This is a genomic window from Streptomyces sioyaensis (assembly GCF_004122735.1).
Classification (GTDB): domain Bacteria; phylum Actinomycetota; class Actinomycetes; order Streptomycetales; family Streptomycetaceae; genus Streptomyces; species Streptomyces sioyaensis.
Genome location: NZ_SDIF01000007.1, coordinates 41,500 through 57,674, shown reverse-complemented (window position 1 = coordinate 57,674; position 16,175 = coordinate 41,500). Strand labels below are relative to the sequence as shown.

The 16,175-nt window shown below is 73.4% G+C and carries 12 protein-coding genes; 7 read left to right on the top strand and 5 right to left on the bottom strand.

The annotated features are described in order from the left end of the window. Positions 1-185 precede the first annotated feature (185 nt). The gene (fdhD, locus tag EST54_RS04205; protein ID WP_129245132.1) at positions 186-1,052 is read left to right on the top strand and encodes a formate dehydrogenase accessory sulfurtransferase FdhD; all 867 of its coding nucleotides are present in this window, start codon (positions 186-188) and stop codon (positions 1,050-1,052) included. Between the two features lie 27 nt (positions 1,053-1,079). On the opposite strand, the gene EST54_RS04200 is transcribed toward fdhD, so the two are convergent. After that, positions 1,080-1,526, bottom strand: a complete 447-nt coding sequence (locus EST54_RS04200; RefSeq protein WP_129245130.1) for a MarR family winged helix-turn-helix transcriptional regulator — start codon at positions 1,524-1,526, stop codon at positions 1,080-1,082. A 145-nt stretch (positions 1,527-1,671) separates the two neighbouring features. On the opposite strand from EST54_RS04200, the gene EST54_RS04195 reads away from it, so the two are divergent. Together EST54_RS04195 and EST54_RS04190 are read left to right on the top strand one after the other, a co-directional pair. Next, positions 1,672-2,613, top strand: a complete 942-nt coding sequence (locus EST54_RS04195) for a quinone oxidoreductase family protein (RefSeq protein WP_129245128.1) — start codon at positions 1,672-1,674, stop codon at positions 2,611-2,613. A 242-nt stretch (positions 2,614-2,855) separates the two neighbouring features. Beyond that, positions 2,856-4,826 (top strand): sialidase family protein, encoded by a 1,971-nt coding sequence (locus EST54_RS04190; RefSeq protein ID WP_129245126.1) that lies wholly within the window; start codon positions 2,856-2,858, stop codon positions 4,824-4,826. Positions 4,827-4,864: 38 nt separating this feature from the next. On the opposite strand, the gene EST54_RS04185 is transcribed toward EST54_RS04190, so the two are convergent. After that, positions 4,865-5,953 (bottom strand): bile acid:sodium symporter family protein, encoded by a 1,089-nt coding sequence (locus EST54_RS04185; RefSeq protein WP_129245124.1) that lies wholly within the window; start codon positions 5,951-5,953, stop codon positions 4,865-4,867. A 170-nt stretch (positions 5,954-6,123) separates the two neighbouring features. Here EST54_RS04185 and EST54_RS04180 point away from each other — a divergent pair, with 170 nt between their 5' ends. From EST54_RS04180 to EST54_RS04165, 4 genes are all read left to right on the top strand, one after another. Next, positions 6,124-6,987 (top strand): LysR family transcriptional regulator, encoded by an 864-nt coding sequence (locus EST54_RS04180; protein WP_129245122.1) that lies wholly within the window; start codon positions 6,124-6,126, stop codon positions 6,985-6,987. A gap of 309 nt (positions 6,988-7,296) precedes the next feature. After that, a complete protein-coding gene (locus tag EST54_RS04175; protein ID WP_129245120.1) occupies positions 7,297-9,123 on the top strand; it encodes an AMP-dependent synthetase/ligase in 1,827 nt (608 codons plus the stop codon). 142 nt (positions 9,124-9,265) lie between these two features. After that, complete coding sequence (locus tag EST54_RS04170; protein ID WP_129245118.1) at positions 9,266-10,099, top strand: aldo/keto reductase; 834 nt, start codon at positions 9,266-9,268, stop codon at positions 10,097-10,099. A gap of 205 nt (positions 10,100-10,304) precedes the next feature. Continuing rightward, positions 10,305-11,096, top strand: coding sequence for a VOC family protein (locus EST54_RS04165; RefSeq protein WP_129245115.1), 792 nt, complete (start codon positions 10,305-10,307; stop codon positions 11,094-11,096). 79 nt (positions 11,097-11,175) lie between these two features. On the opposite strand, the gene EST54_RS04160 is transcribed toward EST54_RS04165, so the two are convergent. The 3 genes from EST54_RS04160 to EST54_RS04150 form a co-directional block, all read right to left on the bottom strand. After that, positions 11,176-12,876 carry a hypothetical protein gene (locus tag EST54_RS04160; RefSeq protein ID WP_129245113.1) on the bottom strand — a complete coding sequence of 567 codons (1,701 nt, stop codon included), beginning with the start codon at positions 12,874-12,876 and terminating at the stop codon, positions 11,176-11,178. A 110-nt stretch (positions 12,877-12,986) separates the two neighbouring features. After that, positions 12,987-15,080: a tetratricopeptide repeat protein gene (locus EST54_RS04155; protein WP_244942436.1), complete on the bottom strand. Its 2,094-nt coding sequence runs from the start codon at positions 15,078-15,080 to the stop codon at positions 12,987-12,989. 169 nt (positions 15,081-15,249) lie between these two features. Next, positions 15,250-16,164, bottom strand: coding sequence for a class I SAM-dependent methyltransferase (locus EST54_RS04150; protein WP_167511476.1), 915 nt, complete (start codon positions 16,162-16,164; stop codon positions 15,250-15,252). Positions 16,165-16,175 lie beyond the last annotated feature (11 nt).

Below are 16,175 nucleotides of genomic sequence, written 5' to 3'. Positions count from 1 at the left end.
CCCTGCGGGAACCCGCCCGGCCCGTGCGGAGCCCGCCCCGGCCCGTGCAGGAGAATGAGAAGGTCGAGGGCGCCGGGGCACACCACGCCGCCGGTGACCCACGACAGCCTCTGCCTCCGGGCCGCTTCGGCCCTCCGCACGTACACCACCGGATCCAGGGCCGGTGGGGACGGGACTGATCAGACATGGGACGGGTCACCGAGCGACGCCGCGTCATCCGCATCCGCGACGGTGTCGTGAGCACCCGCCCGGACACCCTCGTCGCCGAGGAGCCGATGGAGATCCGGCTCGGCGGCAAGCCACTGGCGATCACGATGCGCACTCCGGGGGACGACTTCGCGCTCGCCGCCGGCTTCCTCGTCAGCGAAGGCGTCCTGGCGAGCGCCGACGAGCTGGCGCACATCGTCTACTGCGCGGGGGCGAGCGGTGGCGACGCCGGGAGCGGGGGCGGCGCAAACACCTACAACGTCGTGGATGTGCGGCTCGCGGCCGGGGTCCCGGTCCCGGACATCACCCTGGAGCGCAACGTCTATACGACGTCGTCGTGCGGGCTGTGCGGCAAGGCCAGCCTGGACGCGGTGCGCACCCGCACCCGCTGGCCCCTGGACACCGGCCCCGACACCCCGGTCCGGCTCGCACCGGCGACCCTCGCCGCGCTGCCCGACCGGCTGCGGGCCGCGCAGCGCGTGTTCGAGCGGACCGGGGCCCTGCATGCCGCGGCGCTGTTCACGGCGGACGGCGAACTGCTCGACATCCGGGAGGACGTCGGACGGCACAACGCCGTCGACAAGATCATCGGGCGGGCGCTCCAGGAGGGGCGGCTGCCGCTGTCCTCCAGCGTGCTGATGGTCTCCGGGCGGGCGTCGTTCGAGCTGGCGCAGAAGGCCGTGATGGCGGGCATCCCCGTGCTGGCCGCGGTCTCGGCGCCGTCCTCGCTCGCCGTCGACCTGGCCGCCGAGACCGGGCTGACCCTGATCGGGTTTCTGCGCGGCTCCTCGATGAATGTGTATGCGGGCGAGCACCGTCTGGCGGTGCCCGGAGCGGCCGGCTGAGGCGGCGGCCCGGCGCCGGACCCCCGGTTACTCCTCGGGCAGCGCGATCCGGGTGAGCAGGGCGATCAGCTGCTCGCGCTCGGCCGGGGTCAGGGCCGCGGTCAGCTCCGCGTTGGCCCGGTCACCGAGCCGCTGGGTGCGACGCAGCCGCCGCCGGCCGTCGGCGGAGATCTCGACGGCGTTCTTGCGCCGGTCCCCCGGGTCGGGGGTACGGGTCACCAGCCCGTCCCGCTGGAGGTCGTTGACGAGCGCGACCATGTCCTTGGGGTCGATGCCCAGCGTCCGGCCGAGCTCCGCCTGGGAGACCGGGCCGAGTTCGGCGACGGCCGACAGCACGGCGTGATGCATCATCCGCATGCCTTCGGCGGCCAGGGCATCGGCGACGAGGCGATGACCCCGGGCGGCGGCGCGGCCCAGCAGCCAGCTGGGGAGCGCGCGGATGCGACGGGGGGCGTAGGGGGTGTTGTCGGCCATGGTCCCAGCGTACCCGGAAACCATGGGGGTGCCCTATGAAAAAACATGGGAGGCACCCATGACTTTGTGGTTATTGTTGGGGAACCCAATGACATCCGGGGAGCGTACGCGCCGACCGGAGACATCCTCCCGGAGGTGTGCCCCCATGCGCCGAGTCCGATTCCATGCCTACGGCGGTCCCGAGGTCCTGCGCGTGGAGGACGCCGAGGCGCCGGTTCCCGGCCCCGGCGAACTCCTCGTCCGCACCGAGGCGATCGGCGTCACGCTGCCGTGCGTACGACGGGTGCGCGGCGACGGCAACGGCGGCGGCGATCCGCTGCCCGCCATGCCCGGCGGCGAGATCGCCGGTGTGGTCGTCGCGTGCGGGGCGGACGTCACCGGCTTCGCCGTCGGGGACCGCGTCACCTCGCTCACCCTCACCGGCTCCTACGCCGAACTCGCCCTCGCCCCCGCCTTTCTGGCCAGCCGGATACCGGACGGCGCGACCGCCGTGGAAGCAGTGGCACTGGTGCGCGGCGGGCATGTCGCGCTCGCCGTGCTCAGCACCGCCGCGCCGCGGGGCGCCGAGTCCGTCCTCATCACCGGCGCGGCCGGCGGCACCGGGCACCTCGCCGTCCAACTCGCGAAGCTCCAGGGCGTACCGCGGGTGGTGGCCGCCGTCAGCTCGGCCGCCAAGGCGGAATTCCTCCGCGGGCTGGGGGCCGATGAGGTGGTGACGTACGACCAGGAGTCCTGGGGCGAGCCGGTCGACGTCGTGCTGGACGGGGTCGGCGGCGCGCTGCTGCCGCGCGCCCTGGCCGCGTCGGCTCCCGGCGGCCGGCTGATCTTCTTCAACTCCGGTGGCGGTACGGTCCCGGCGTACGAGCTGCTGGCCGGCGACCGGACCATCACCGGGCTGACCATGCGCCGCTTCGCCGCCGTCCACCGCACGCGCTACGCGCGGCACCATGCACAGCTGTGGGAGCTGGCCGGATCCGGCCGGCTGCGGGCCGCCGTCCATGCCGAACTGCCGCTGGCCGAGGCCGCGAAGGCGCACGAGATCATCGAGGCCAGGACCAATCTCGGCAAGGTGGTTCTGCGGCCGTGAGAGACGGTGGGCGCCGCGGCACCGGGCGCCCGGCGCGTTCGACACTCCCCTCCCCCGTGCCCCGTCCGGCGCACCCGGCGCAGCACTTGCGGGCCGGGCGGGTGAATTCCGGCTGCGGCGCGGAGAACCGACGCACGCTCCTTGTCGCGGTCCGCACGCGGCAGTAGCTTCCGTCGCGATGCACATAGGACGTGGGATGTCCTGATGACCCGACGCCGATGCCTAGAAGGGCAGGCCGGACCATGACGTCAGTTCTCCGCGCACACCCCGGTCACCGCAGCAGACCCCGGCGCCGTGCCGCGGCCCTGCTCGGCGCGCTGACCGCCACCGCCCTCGCCCTGCTGCCGACCGCTCCCGCCCAGGCCGCGCGCGCCGGTGCCCGGGGCGCCGCCGGTGCCGCGACGTCCTTACCGGCCGGCGGATTCGACCAGCAGATCCTGTTCAAGGCGTCCCAGGAACAGGGCTACTTCTGCTTCCGGATACCGGCCGTCGTGGAGTCCGCCCGGGGGACCCTCCTCGCGTTCGCCGAGGGCCGGCGGCACGACTGCGGGGACGCGGGCGATATCGACCTGGTCCTCAAGCGCTCCACCGACGGCGGCCGCACCTGGGGCAAGCTCCAGGTCGTCAACCACGGAGGCGGCGACACCCACGGCAACCCGGCGCCCGTCGTGGACCGCCGCACCGGCCGTATCGTCCTGGCCGAGACCTACAACAAGGGCCGCACCGACGGCCTCAGCTGCGACGTGCCCTGTGACCGCACCCCGCACCTCCAGTACAGCGACGACGACGGCGCGACCTGGTCCCCGCCCCGGGACCTGACCCCGGCCATCCGGCCCCCGCAGTGGAATTCCTGGTACGCCACCGGTCCCGTGCACGGCATCCAGCTCACCCACGGACGGCACCGCGGCCGGCTGGTGTTCGGCATCAACTCCGAGAGCTACGCGGGCAACCGGGTCACCGCCAATCACGCCGCGCTGGTCCACAGCGACGACGGCGGCGCCACCTGGAAGGTCGGCGCGCTGGACACCTGGCCGATCGCCGCCGACGGCACCTTCCGGCAAAAGCCCTCCGAAATGACCCTCCTGGAACGCTCCGACGGCTCGGTCTACGTCAACGGCCGGGAACAGGACGGCACCGATCTGGGCCATCGCACCGCCGCCGTCAGCCGCGACGGCGGCAATTCCTTCAGCGCGCCGTTCCGCGCGCTGCCCGACCTCTACACACCGATGGTGCAGGGCTCCGCACTGCGGCTGCCGCACTCACCCGCCGCGGGCGGCCGCAGCCGCACCCTCTTCGCGGCGCCCGCCGACCCCGACCGCCGCCGCACCATGACCGTCCGCTCCTCCTGGGACGAGGGCCGTACCTGGGAGAGCGCCGACCGGGGCGCCCGGGTCACCACCGACTGGTCCGGCTACTCGGACCTGGTCGCCGTCTCCCCCGAGGTCACCGGCCTGATGTACGAGGGCGGCGCGGTCGACGCCCGGGACGAGATCCGCTTCGCCCGCTTCACCGAGGCCTGGCTCGGCCCGCGCCGCGGCCCGGACCCCACGACCCGCGACACCGCCCGCGGCGCCCGGCCCGCGCACGTCCTCGGCGGGCCCCTCGGCACCGACGGCCGGTTCGGCCGGGCGCTGTCCTTCGACGGCACGGACGACGCGGTCCGCCTCCCCTTCCGCTCCTCCCTCCCCCTGGGCGCCCAGGACTTCACCTGCAGCCTGTGGTTCCGCTACGACACCACGACCGGCGAACAGCCGCTGCTGTGGATGGGCGGTGTCGGCACCAGGACCCCGCAGGTCGCGGTGGAGGGCGACCCCGCCCACGGCCGGATCGTCGGCCGCCTGACCGCCGTCGACGGCGCCGCACCGGCCGCCACCGCCCAGGCCGTCACCCACGACGCCTACAACGACGGCGGCTGGCACCACCTGGCGCTGCGCCGCACCGGCGGCCGGCTGCTGCTCACCGTGGACGGCGGCGAGACCACCGTCGTGCCCGATGTTCCGGGGTCGGTCAGCCGGGGCTCGGTCTTCGGTGTGCACCTGGGCCAGAAGCCCGACGCCCGCGTCCAGTTCACCGGCGCGCTGGACGAGGTCCGCGTCTACCGGCGGGCCCTGAGCGACGCCGAACTGACCGCCGTCCGCACCGACAACGCGCCTGCGCCCGGCCCGCTGGTCCTCGGGCTGCCGCTGGACCGGGTGCGCGGGGCGGAACGGTAGGGGCGCGGCCCGGAGCGTTACGTGCGGGGCTCGGAGCGTTACGTGCGCGGTCCGGACGGCTGCTGCCCGGGCGCCACCGCGGCCGTCGACTCCGCCGCGCCACCGGGGCCGCCCGGCGTCGCGGCGGGAGCTCCGTCCCGCCGCGGCTCCGGTACGGTGCGGGCCGCCATCCGCTTCGCCAGGACCGCGCACACCATCAACTGCATCTGGTGGAACAGCATCAGCGGCAGCACCACGAGCCCGGCCTGGGCGCCGAAGAGCACACTCGCCATCGGCAGACCGGCCGCCAGGCTCTTCTTCGAGCCGGCGAAGGTGATCGCGATCCGGTCCGCACGACGGAAGCCGAGCTTCGCGGCGCCGTACGAGGAGGCCGTCAGCATCACCGCGAGCAGCGCCGCCTCCACCCCCAGCAGGCACAGCAGCCGCAGTGCGGAGACCTGGTGCCAGATGCCCTGGACGACGCCGGCGCTGAAGGCGGCGTAGACGACGAGCAGGATCGAGCCGCGGTCCACCAGGCCCAGGACCGTCCGGTGACGGGTGAGGAACCCGCCGATCCACCGCCGCAGCAACTGCCCGGCGAGGAACGGCAGCAGCAGCTGGCAGACGATCTTCCACAGGGAACCGGCCGAGAAACCACCGCCGTTGCCGTGCAGGACGAGCCCCGCCAGCAGCGGTGTGATGACGATGCCGAGGATGCTGGAGAACGAGCCGGCGCAGATCGCCGCCGCGACATTGCCGCGGGCGAGGGCGGTGAAGGCGATCGAGGACTGGACCGTGGACGGCACCAGGCACAGGAACAGCAGCCCGGTGTACAGGGTGGGCGACAGCACCTCGGGGACCAGGGCGCGGGCGGCCAGGCCGAGCCCGGGGAAGAGCACGAAGGTGCAGGCCAGCACGGTGAGATGGAGTCGCCAGTGGCGCACTCCGTCCAGGGCCTCGGCGGTGGAGAGCCGGGCGCCGTAGAGGAAGAAGAGCAGGGCGACGGCTCCGGTCGAGGCTCCCTCGGCGACGGTGGCGGCCGGTCCGCGGGCGGGCAGCAGCGCGGCCAGCCCGACGGTTCCCACCAGCGCCAGGATGAATCCGTCCACGGGCAGCCAGGAGGGCAGCTTGGGCACAGGGCGGTGCATGATCTCTCTTCGGTCGTTCGGCGGCTCACGGGCGGGACGGCCTGCTGCGGCCCGCCCGGCCCTCCAGCCTGCCGCGACCTGCACTGATCGGGAACCCCTCTTACCATGGTCACTGTTATTGCGTTCCGCGATGAACGACGCCGGGGGCCGGCGGCCGGGACGGAGGGCCCGTGTTCGAACCCGTACAGCTGCGCACCTTTCTCGCCGTGGCGCAGACGCTGAGCTTCACCCAGGCCGCACACCGGCTCGGGCTGCGGCAGTCGACCGTGAGCCAGCACGTCCGGAAGCTGGAGGCGGCCGCCGGGCGCCGGCTGTTCGCCCGGGACACCCACGGGGTGGAGCTGACCGAGGACGGCGAGGCGATGCTCGGCTTCGCCCGGACGATCCTGGAGGCGAACGAGCGGGCCACGAGCTTCTTCGCGGGGACCCGGCTGCGCGGCCGGCTCCGCTTCGGCGCCTCGGAGGACTTCGTGCTGACCCGGCTGCCGGAGGTCCTCGAAGGGTTCCGGCGGGACCACCCCGAGGTCGATCTGGAGCTGACCGTCGAGTTGTCGGGGACCCTCCACGAGCTGCTGGCGGCCGGGCGGCTCGACCTCGTCCTCGCCAAGCGGCGCCCGGAGGCGTCACACGGAGAGCTGGTGTGGCGCGACCGCCTGGTGTGGGTCGGCGCCGATCGGCTGCGCCTGGATCCGCGGCGCCCGGTCCCCCTGGTCGTCTACCCGCCGCCGGCGCTGACCCGGGCCCGGGCCCTGGAGGCACTGGAGCGCGCGGGCCGGGAGTGGCGGATCGCCTGCACCAGCGGAAGCCTGAACGGACTGATCGCCGCAACCCGGGCAAGTCTGGGCGTGATGGCACATACGAGGGGCATGATCCCGCCAGGTTTGGTGCAGATCTCGCCACGTGCCGGTCTGCCGGAACTGGGCGGGGTGGATTTCGCTCTTCTCCATGGACAGCGTGACCGCGCGGCGCGGGGCCCGGCGGAGGCGCTCGCGGACGCGGTCCTCGCGGGCGGCGTCCGGCTACAGCTCCCCTGACCGTCCGGCAACCGGTCCGCTGCTCCGGCCCCGTGATCCGGCGCCACTCCGGAGGGGCCGCCCCCTCGGCCGTCACGTGCAGAGACGGCGATGTCACGTGCAGAGATTTGGTGCAGATGTGGTCCCGGCATCGTGATCGTCCGACGTTGAACCAGCGCAATCATGTTCACGCTTCTCCGAAGTAACCCAATTTCGCCCGTTGGCCAGTTCCCGTGCGGCCGCGTTCGCGACGTGGTACGGCCCTGCCGGATGAGGTCACCGTGGGGTACGGTCGCGGCCTTGTGAGGAGCACCACGAGGAGCTGGGTCATTGCGCGAGTTCACCGTCCCGCCACTGGCGACCGCGCCCCGGGTCGGCGGGCTGGCCGACGTCGTCTACGAGCATGCCGAATCCGATCCCGAACGCGTCGCGCTGGCGCGTAAGGACGACGCGGGGAACTGGCAGAACGTCACCTCCGGAGAGTTCCGGGACGAGGTCCTCGCACTGGCCAAGGGGCTGCTCGCGCAGGGCGTCCGGTTCGGCGACCGCGTCGGCATCATGTCCCGTACGCGCTATGAGTGGACCCTGTTCGACTTCGCGCTGTGGTCGATCGGCGTCCAGTCCGTACCGCTGTATCCGACGTCCTCGGCCGAGCAGGTCTTCTGGATGCTGCACAACGCGGGCGTCTCGGCCTGTCTGGTCGAGCACGAGGACCATGCGATGACCATCGGCTCGGTCATCGACCGGCTGCCCCAGCTGCGCAAGCTGTGGCAGCTGGACGCCGATCCGGTGGCCGAACTGACCGCGGCCGGTAGGCATATCGACGACGACGTGGTGCACCGCCACCGGATGGCCGTCACCCCGGACGCCACCGCGACGATCATCTACACCTCCGGCACCACCGGCCGCCCCAAGGGCTGCGTGATCACCCACGCCAATTTCATGGCCGAGTCCGACAACATCGTCATGCGCTACGAGACGGTCTTCCACTCCAAGGCGGGCGACGAGGCAGCGACCCTGCTGTTCCTGCCGCTGGCGCACGTCTTCGGCCGGATGGTGCAGGTCGCCGCGATCCGCGGCCGGGTCAAGCTGGGCCACCAGCCGGAACTCTCGGCCCGCGCGCTCCTACCCGACCTGCAGACCTTCCGGCCCACCTTCATCCTGGCGGTGCCGTACATCTTCGAGAAGGTCTTCGCCGCGGCCCGGCGCAAGGCCGAGGCCGACGGCAAGCTCGGGCCGTTCGACAAGGCGGTCGACATCGCGGGCCGGTACGCCGAGGCACAGGAGAACAAGGCCTTCGGCACCGGCTCCGGCCCCAGCGCCTCGCTGCGGATGCAGCACCAGATCTTCGACAAGCTGGTGTACAGCAAGGTCCGTACGGCGATGGGCGGCCGGATGCGGTACGCGATGTCCGGCGGCTCGGCGATGGAGCGTCGGCTCGGGCTGTTCTTCGCCGGTGCCGGTGTGCGGATCTTCGAGGGCTACGGCCTGACGGAGAGCACCGCGGCCGCCACCGCCAACCCGCCCGAGCGGACCCGCTTCGGCTCCGTCGGCACCCCCATCCCCGGTACCACCGTCCACATCGCCGAGGACGGCGAGATCTGGCTCTACGGCGGCCAGGTCTTCCACGGTTACCACAACGACCCGAAGGCGACCGATGCCGTGCTGCACGACGGCTGGTTCTCCACCGGTGACCTCGGTGCGCTGGACGAGGACGGCTATCTGACGATCACCGGCCGGAAGAAGGAGGTACTGGTCACCTCCGGTGGCAAGACGGTCTCGCCGGTGGGCCTGGAGGAGCGGGTGCGCGCGCATCCGCTGGTCGCCCAGTGCATCGTGGTCGGCAACGACCGGCCGTTCATCGCCGCGCTGGTGACCCTGGACCCGGAGGCGGTCACCCACTGGCTGGCCATGCGCGACAAGCCGGAGATGCCGCCGACCGACCTGGTGCGCGACCCGGACCTGGAGACCGAGATCCGGCGTGCCGTCGTCGCCGCCAACACGCTGGTCTCGCAGGCCGAGTCGATCCGTACGTTCCGGATACTGGCCAACCAGTTCAGCGAGGAGCACGGGCTGCTGACCCCGTCGCTGAAGCTCAAGCGCAAGGCGATCGAGACCGCGTACTCGGTCGAGGTGGACGCCCTCTACCAGGCGTGACGGGCCGGGCGGGGCGCCGCGGGACGACCGGCCGACGGCCCCGCACGCCGTGCGCACCTCGTGGACCTGCGCGGGAATGCGTGACCGCGGATGATCGTTGACATCCGTGCACGCAACAGTCGACGTAAGGACCGATTTCCCCGTGAGCAAGGTTCCCTCCATCACGCTCAACAACGGCATCGAGATGCCGCAGCTCGGCTTCGGCGTCTGGCAGATCGAGGACGACCAGGCGTCCACCGCCGTCGGCCAGGCCCTGGAGGCCGGCTACCGCAGCATCGACACGGCGGCGATCTACGGCAACGAAGCCGGCACGGGCAAGGCACTCGCGGCGTCCGGCATCGCCCGTGACGAGCTGTTCGTCACGACCAAGCTCTGGAACAGCGATCAGGGTTACGACGCGACGCTGCGGGCCTTCGACACCTCCCTCGGTAAGCTCGGCCTGGAGTACGCGGACCTCTATCTGATCCACTGGCCGCTCCCGTCCAGGGACACGTACGTCGACACGTACAAGGCCTTGGAGAAGATCTACGCGGACGGCCGCGCCAAGGCGATCGGCGTCTCCAACTTCCTGCCCGGGCATCTGGAGCGGCTGCTCGGCGAGACCTCCGTCGTCCCGGCCGTCAACCAGATCGAGCTGCACCCGCAGTTCCCGCAGGCCGAGTCCCGCGCCGTGCACGCCCGGCACAACATCGTCACCGAGGCGTGGTCGCCGCTCGGCCAGGGCAAGGGCCTTCTGGAGCACCCGACGCTCACCGAGCTCGCCGCCAAGCACGGCAGGACCCCCGCCCAGGTGGTGCTGCGCTGGCACCTCCAGCTCGGCAATGTCGCGATCCCGAAGTCCGTCACGCCCTCCCGCATCGCCGAGAACATCGACGTCTTCGGCTTCGAGCTGGACGACGCGGACCTCGCCGCCCTCGCGGGGCTGGACTCCGGCACCCGCCTCGGCCCGGACCCGGCCACCTTCGACGTGGGCTGACCTGGCGCGATACCGGCGCCGCCCGGCCTGTCCGGGCGGCGCCGCGGCGGACCCGAGTGGCGGACGCGGCGGACGCCAGGAAGTGTGGAGGGTGAGTGCGGGGCGGCTCCCGCGGCGCGCCGACCGGGGCCGGTACCCCTCCGCTTCGCCCTGCTCCTCCCCGGTGCCGTACGGCGGGGGAGGTGCCCCCGTCGAGGAGGCCACGATGCCTGAAGTCACCGCTCCCTACCAGCCCGGGACGCCTTGCTGGGTCGATCTCGCGGCCCCTGACCAGCAAGCCGCCATCGACTTCTACTCCCAGGTCTTCGGGTGGGCCGGAGAGATCGGGCCGGCGGAGACCGGTGGATATGCCGTGTGCCGGCTGAACGACAAGCCGGTGGCCGGCATCATGGCCGCGGTCCCGATGGGCGGCCAGCCCGCGCCGCCGACCGTGTGGACCACCTACCTGGCGGCCGCCGATGCGGATGCCACCGCCCAGGCGGTGACCAAGGCCGGCGGCACGGTCCTGATGCCCGTCATGGACGTGATGACGCTCGGCCGGATGGCCATCGTGGCCGACCCCACCGGAGCGGTGTGCGGCATCTGGCAGCCCGTGGACTTCCCCGGCGCCGGCATCGTCAACGAACCCGGCGCGCTGATCTGGAACGAGCTCAACACCACCGACCCCTCCGCGGCCGGCGCCTTCTACCAGGCGGCCCTCGGCATCGAGAACGCGCCCATGGAGGGTGCCGAGCACTACTACGCGCTGACGGTGAACGGCCGTCCGGTGGGCGGGATGCAGCCGATGTCCGAGCAGATGCCGGCCGACACCCCCTCGCACTGGCTGCCGTACTTCTCGGTGACCGACACCGACGCCACGGTCAAGAAGGTGACCGCGGCCGGCGGCGCGGCGCTGCAGCAGCCCTTCGACATGATCGCCGGCCGGATGGCCGTGGTGACCGACCCGCAGGGCGCGACCTTCGCCGTGATCCACCCGAAGCCGATGAATCAGGGTTGAGCAGGACGGGCCGTCCGCAGGCGGCCGCGCGCACCCCGCGGGCGCGCGGCCGTGGCCGGCCCCGCCGTCGCCCGGCCGCTCAGGGCGGCCAGGTGAAGGCCACGGTCAGCGTGCGCGGGCCGGTGCGGACGACCAGCCCGCCGGAGAGTTCGGCGGCGGTGCGCCGCGCGTTCAGCCACACCTGTACGGCGGCGCCGAGCAGCAGCGGGTCGAGGCGCGGCCCGGGGTCGCCGTAGGCGCGTGCGGCATGCGCTTCGAGCAGGGTGCCGCAGCGCCGCAGCAACAGCAGACAGCGGTCCTCGGCCAGCGCCGCGACGGCGACATCGAGGCCCGCCCGGGGGCTGTGGACGCGGTCGCGCAGCCAGTCGGCGGGCGCGAGTTCGGCGTCGATGACCGTACGGGCCAGGACCTCCGCCGACGACCGCCACAGCCGGTGGGTCTCCTGCTCCGTCACCGCCAGAAACCCACGGGACTCCTCGTGGTCGTGGGCGAGGACCGGCCAGCGCCGCACGGCCACCGAGCCGTCGGGCAGCACCTCGCCGGTCACGTCGTACGCCGTCGGGCCCACGTGCCGCTCGGGGCGCGGCTCCGGGACGGGGTCCGGCACCGGAGGGGCCGCGGGCAGCGTGATGTTCCGGTGCGCGAGGAACGGATACATCACCTCCTGGAGGCGCCGGCCGGCCTCGCCCCGGGCCGCCAACTGCCCGTCCACGGGCGCTTGCAGCCGCTGCGGGGAGTGCTGCTCGGCGGCTGCCAGCAGCTGTGCGAGGAGATCGCCGTCGGGGTCGAGGCGGGGGGCGGCGCGGCTGAGGGCGGCCGTGGGTGAGTCCGGGTCCAGTTCGTCGAGCCCGGTGGCGGCGAGCAGCAGGACGCGGTGCAGCGCGGCGGAGTAGAAGGTGGTGCTGCCGTGGTCGCCCACCACCCAGTCGCTGGCGATCAGCGCGGCGCGCCAGCCCTCTTCCGGCGGCAGCACGAGCAGCCCGGCATCCATCGCCCGGGCCAGCCGCTGGTGGACCCGGTGCCGGCTGTGCCGGGCCCAGACGTTGGGGTGCAGGACGAGGGCGACCGCGAACTCGTCCGCCGGCAGCCCGGTGACCAGCTTCGCGGGCAGGTCCGGATACCGGCCGAGCAGCGAATGCTCGCTCCAGGTGCTGTTGACGACGACCAGCCGGCGGCCCCCTCCGACGCCCAGCCGCGCACGGTAGAGGTCGCGCCGCGGCCGGCTCTGCTCGATCCGGTCCCAGCAGTAGTCGCCGATCAGATGGGCGACCGGGACGGCCTGGGGGCAGGTCCGGGCGAGCCGGGCGATCTGCTCCTCGTGCGAGACCCCGATCGCGGCGGGCAGCACCCGCCCGCCGCGCATCAGCTCCCGTCGGGACAGCCCAGCGGGCGCACCGGGATCGCCGGTGGACTCGGTGACCAGCCGGTTGTATCCGGCGCCGTGCGGCATCACCATCAGCGGGGCGTCCAGCTGCCGCATGGAGGGGTGCACGGCGCAGGCCACGGCCAGATCGAAGCGCTGCCGGGTCGCCTCCCGCCAGCTGAGCACGCGGGCACCCAGACCGTCGAAGTAGTCCGCGAGTCCGTCGGCGAAGACCGAGCCCGGGTTGACGGTGTAGGACACCGCGATGCCGTCCTCCGGGCGCAGCAGGCGCATCACGTCCATCAGCCGGGTGGCCGAGGTGAGGGTGCGCGCCACGCCGAGTACCTGGGCGTCCTCCGGCACGGTGTTCCAGCGCGACCGCCGGCGGCTGGTACGGCGGCGGGGCAGCAGGGACACGGGGGATCCACTCTCGGGGCGGCGGGACGGTGCGGCGGCGGGGCCGGGGCGATCGTAGCGCCCGTACCTCGCTCACCGGGGAAGGGAGCTGAGGGCCCGGCAGGTCGGCGTCAGTCCACCGGTTCGCCGATTCCGGCGCGTTGGCGCAACTCCCGCATCTTGCTGCGGGCGGCGCGCTGTACCTCGGGGTTCTGCATCCGGTCGCCGAGCTCCACCGTGAGTTCCAGCGCCTCCTTCAGCTTGACCACCTGGCCGAGCCGCTCGGCCAGCAGCGCGGCATCGGTGACCGCTTCCAGCGCCTGCTCCAAGCGCCCGCTCGCCCGGTGGGCGCGGCCGCACACGATGCCGATCCGCACCCGCATGGCGTCATCGCCCTCGGCCCGGGCCGTCGCCATCGCACCGTCCAGCAGGTCCAGGGCCTCCTGCGGGCGGCCGGCGGCGAGGACCGCCTGGCCGAGGTTGTAGCTCTGCACCACGATGCCGTGCGGGTCTCCCTCGTTGGCGTGCAGGGCGCGGGTGAACAGGGCGATGGCCTCGTCGGGGCGCTCGCGGGCGAGGCACAGCAAACCCTGGGTCTCCCGGATGATGCCGGGCAGCCGGGCGTCCGCCACCGCGCCCAGGAGCTCGTCGGCGCGGCTCAGCTCGGCGTCGGCGAGGTCGTACTCGCCCAACGAGTAGTGGGCCCGCGCCAGTTGGTTGCGCATGCGGACCTCGGCGTCGACCCGGCCCTCCCAGCGGGCCGCCTCGATGCCCAGCCGGTGCGACTCGATCCAGTCCGCGTAGTGCTTGCGGCCGTGGTAGAGCGCCCAGAGCGATTCGCACAGCCGCCAGACCGCGTCGTGCCACCCCTCCTCGGCGGCCGTCCGCAGCACGGCCAGCAGATTGGCCCGCTCGGCGTCGAGCCAGTCCAGCGCCTCGGCGCCGGTGCCGAAGAGCCGGGGGCACCCGTCGGGCAGGGCCGGCGGGGCTTCCTGGAGGCGGAAGCGCGCTCCCAGGACGAGCCGGTCGGCGCGCGCCGCGGCAATGAGGTAGAAGTCCGTCACCCGCCGCCGCGTCTCCCGTACGTCCTGCTCGGGGCCGGTCCGTGTACGGGCGTGCGCCGCCACCACGTCGTGCAGCCGGAACCGGCCCGGGGCGCCCGCTCCGACGGCCATGTGGGCGGTGCGCAGATCGCGCAGCCCGTCCTCGAACCGGGTCACGCCCGCGGCCCCGGCGACGTCCGCGGTGAAGGTGGTTCCGGGGAAGGCGCCCAGGAAGCGGTAGAGGGCCAGGGTGTGGGCGCAGAAGGTCGCGGTGACCGCGTCGAAGACGGCCGCGACCGACCGGCCGGCCTCCCCGGGCCGCAACTGTTCCTCGGCCAGCGCGTCGACCACGGCCTCCAGGCTCATGTGCGGCCGCTCGATGAGCCATTCGCCGGCGGCGCGCAGCGCCAGCGGCAGACCGCCGCAGGCCGCGACGAGCCGGGCCGCCGCCCCGGGGCCCGCCCCGGATGCCGGGTCCGGCTCCGCGGCCGACTGCTGCCAGCGCCGCACCAGTTGGACCCCGGCGTCGGTGTCGAGCGGGGCCACCGTCAACGGCACCGCGCCGTCCAGCTCCAAGGAGGCCAGTCGCTTGCGGCTCAGGACGACGGCGAGTCCGTGGCCGGGCAGCATCGGCCGCACCTCCGCGGCGTGCTGGGCGTTGTCGAGGACCACGAGGAGTCTGCGACCGGCGGTCGCCGAGCGGAACAGCGCGGACCGGTCCGCGGTGCCCGCGGGGATGAGGCTCTCGTGGACGCCCAGGGCGCGCAGCAGGGTGCCGATGACGCCGCCGACGTCGATGCCGCCGTCGCGGCGCACCTCGCCGAGGTCGGCGTAGAGCTGTCCGTCGGGGAAGCGTGCGGCCAGCTCCCGCCAGACCCACTGGGAGACAAGCTCCGTCTTGCCCACGCCGCCCAGGCCGGTGATCACGATGGTGGCGGGCGGGCTGTCGGGGCCGTACGAGGCGAGCGCCGCGCTCAGGGCGGCGAACTCCGCGGTGCGGTTGACGAAGCCCGGGCGGGGCGGCGGGACCTGACGTGGCGTGATCGACGCGGGTGCCGGCGCCGTGGCGAGGGTGAGGGAGTCGATCCGGCCGGCCTGCACGACCGGGCCGCTGGCGACCGTGTCACCCGAGATGACGTTGCGGACGGCCTCGCCGGCGCCGTCGCTCCTGTCGCTGTCCACCCGATCTCCCTCCATGCCGTCACCGCGCCTCAAGTGCGCGGGAGGTACCCCCGTCGCGGCCCGCCGCCCAGCGTATTGCCTGGGCGGCGGGCGCCGGCCGGGTCCGCGCGGATCCGGCCGGTCCGTACGGCCGCGGTGCGAGGGAGGAGTCGGCCACCGGGTCCGGGGGCTACTGCGCGCGGGCCGTGTGAACGGTCTGCACGGACAGCAGGAAGGCGTCGGGGCGGTGGCTGATCCCGGCGGCGTCCTCGGGGTCGGTGAGGCGGGCGAGGGTGGTGCGGTCCTCCTCGTCGAAGCGTTCGGCGCACTTCTCGGCGGCGCGGCTCAGGACGGCCAGGACGAAGGCGAGGGCGTCGTCGGACAGCGGGGCCGGCAGGTCGAGCAGGAAACTGCGGGTGGAGGGGGTGCGCAGACCGGCGTCCGCGAGGAACGCGGGCCAGTCCTCGGTCTCGTGGACGAAGCCGGGCAGCGCTTCCCGCATCGTGCTGAACCACTCGTCGGCGGCCGCGTCGATCCGGGACTGCAGCCCCGGGCGGCCGATGCCGAGGTCCCGCGGAAGGTAGCGCGGAGGCAGGCCGCCCTCGCAGACGGCGAGCAGTCCACCGGGCCGCAGATGACCGGCGAGGGTGGCGACCGCTTGGCGCTGGTCCCCGATGTGGTGCAGGACCTTGCTCGACCAGATGATGTCGCCGCCGCCCAGGGCGTCGAGCCCCTCCGGGAAGTCGGCGAGATGGGTGCGGACCCGTTCGCCGAGGCCGAGGCCGGCCGCCCGGGCGCGGGCCCGCTCCAGGAGCTCCGCGCTGGCGTCCACCGCGACCACCTCGGCGGCGGGGAAGGCGCGGGCCAGCAGACAGCTCACGACACCCGGCCCGCTGCCGATGTCGAGCACCCGGCGCACCCCCTCGGGCCCGGCGCCGGTCCCCTCGGTGAGCAACTCGCCCAGCCAGGCGGCGGCCTGTTCGTAGAGCGGCGTGTACAGCTCCGCCTCCCGTTCGAGGTGCGAGGCGAGCAGGGCCCAGTCGATGACGGTGTTGTCGTGGGATGCGGAGTGATGCCCGGTAACGGGGTGTTCGTGAGGACTCATGCCGGCGAGCC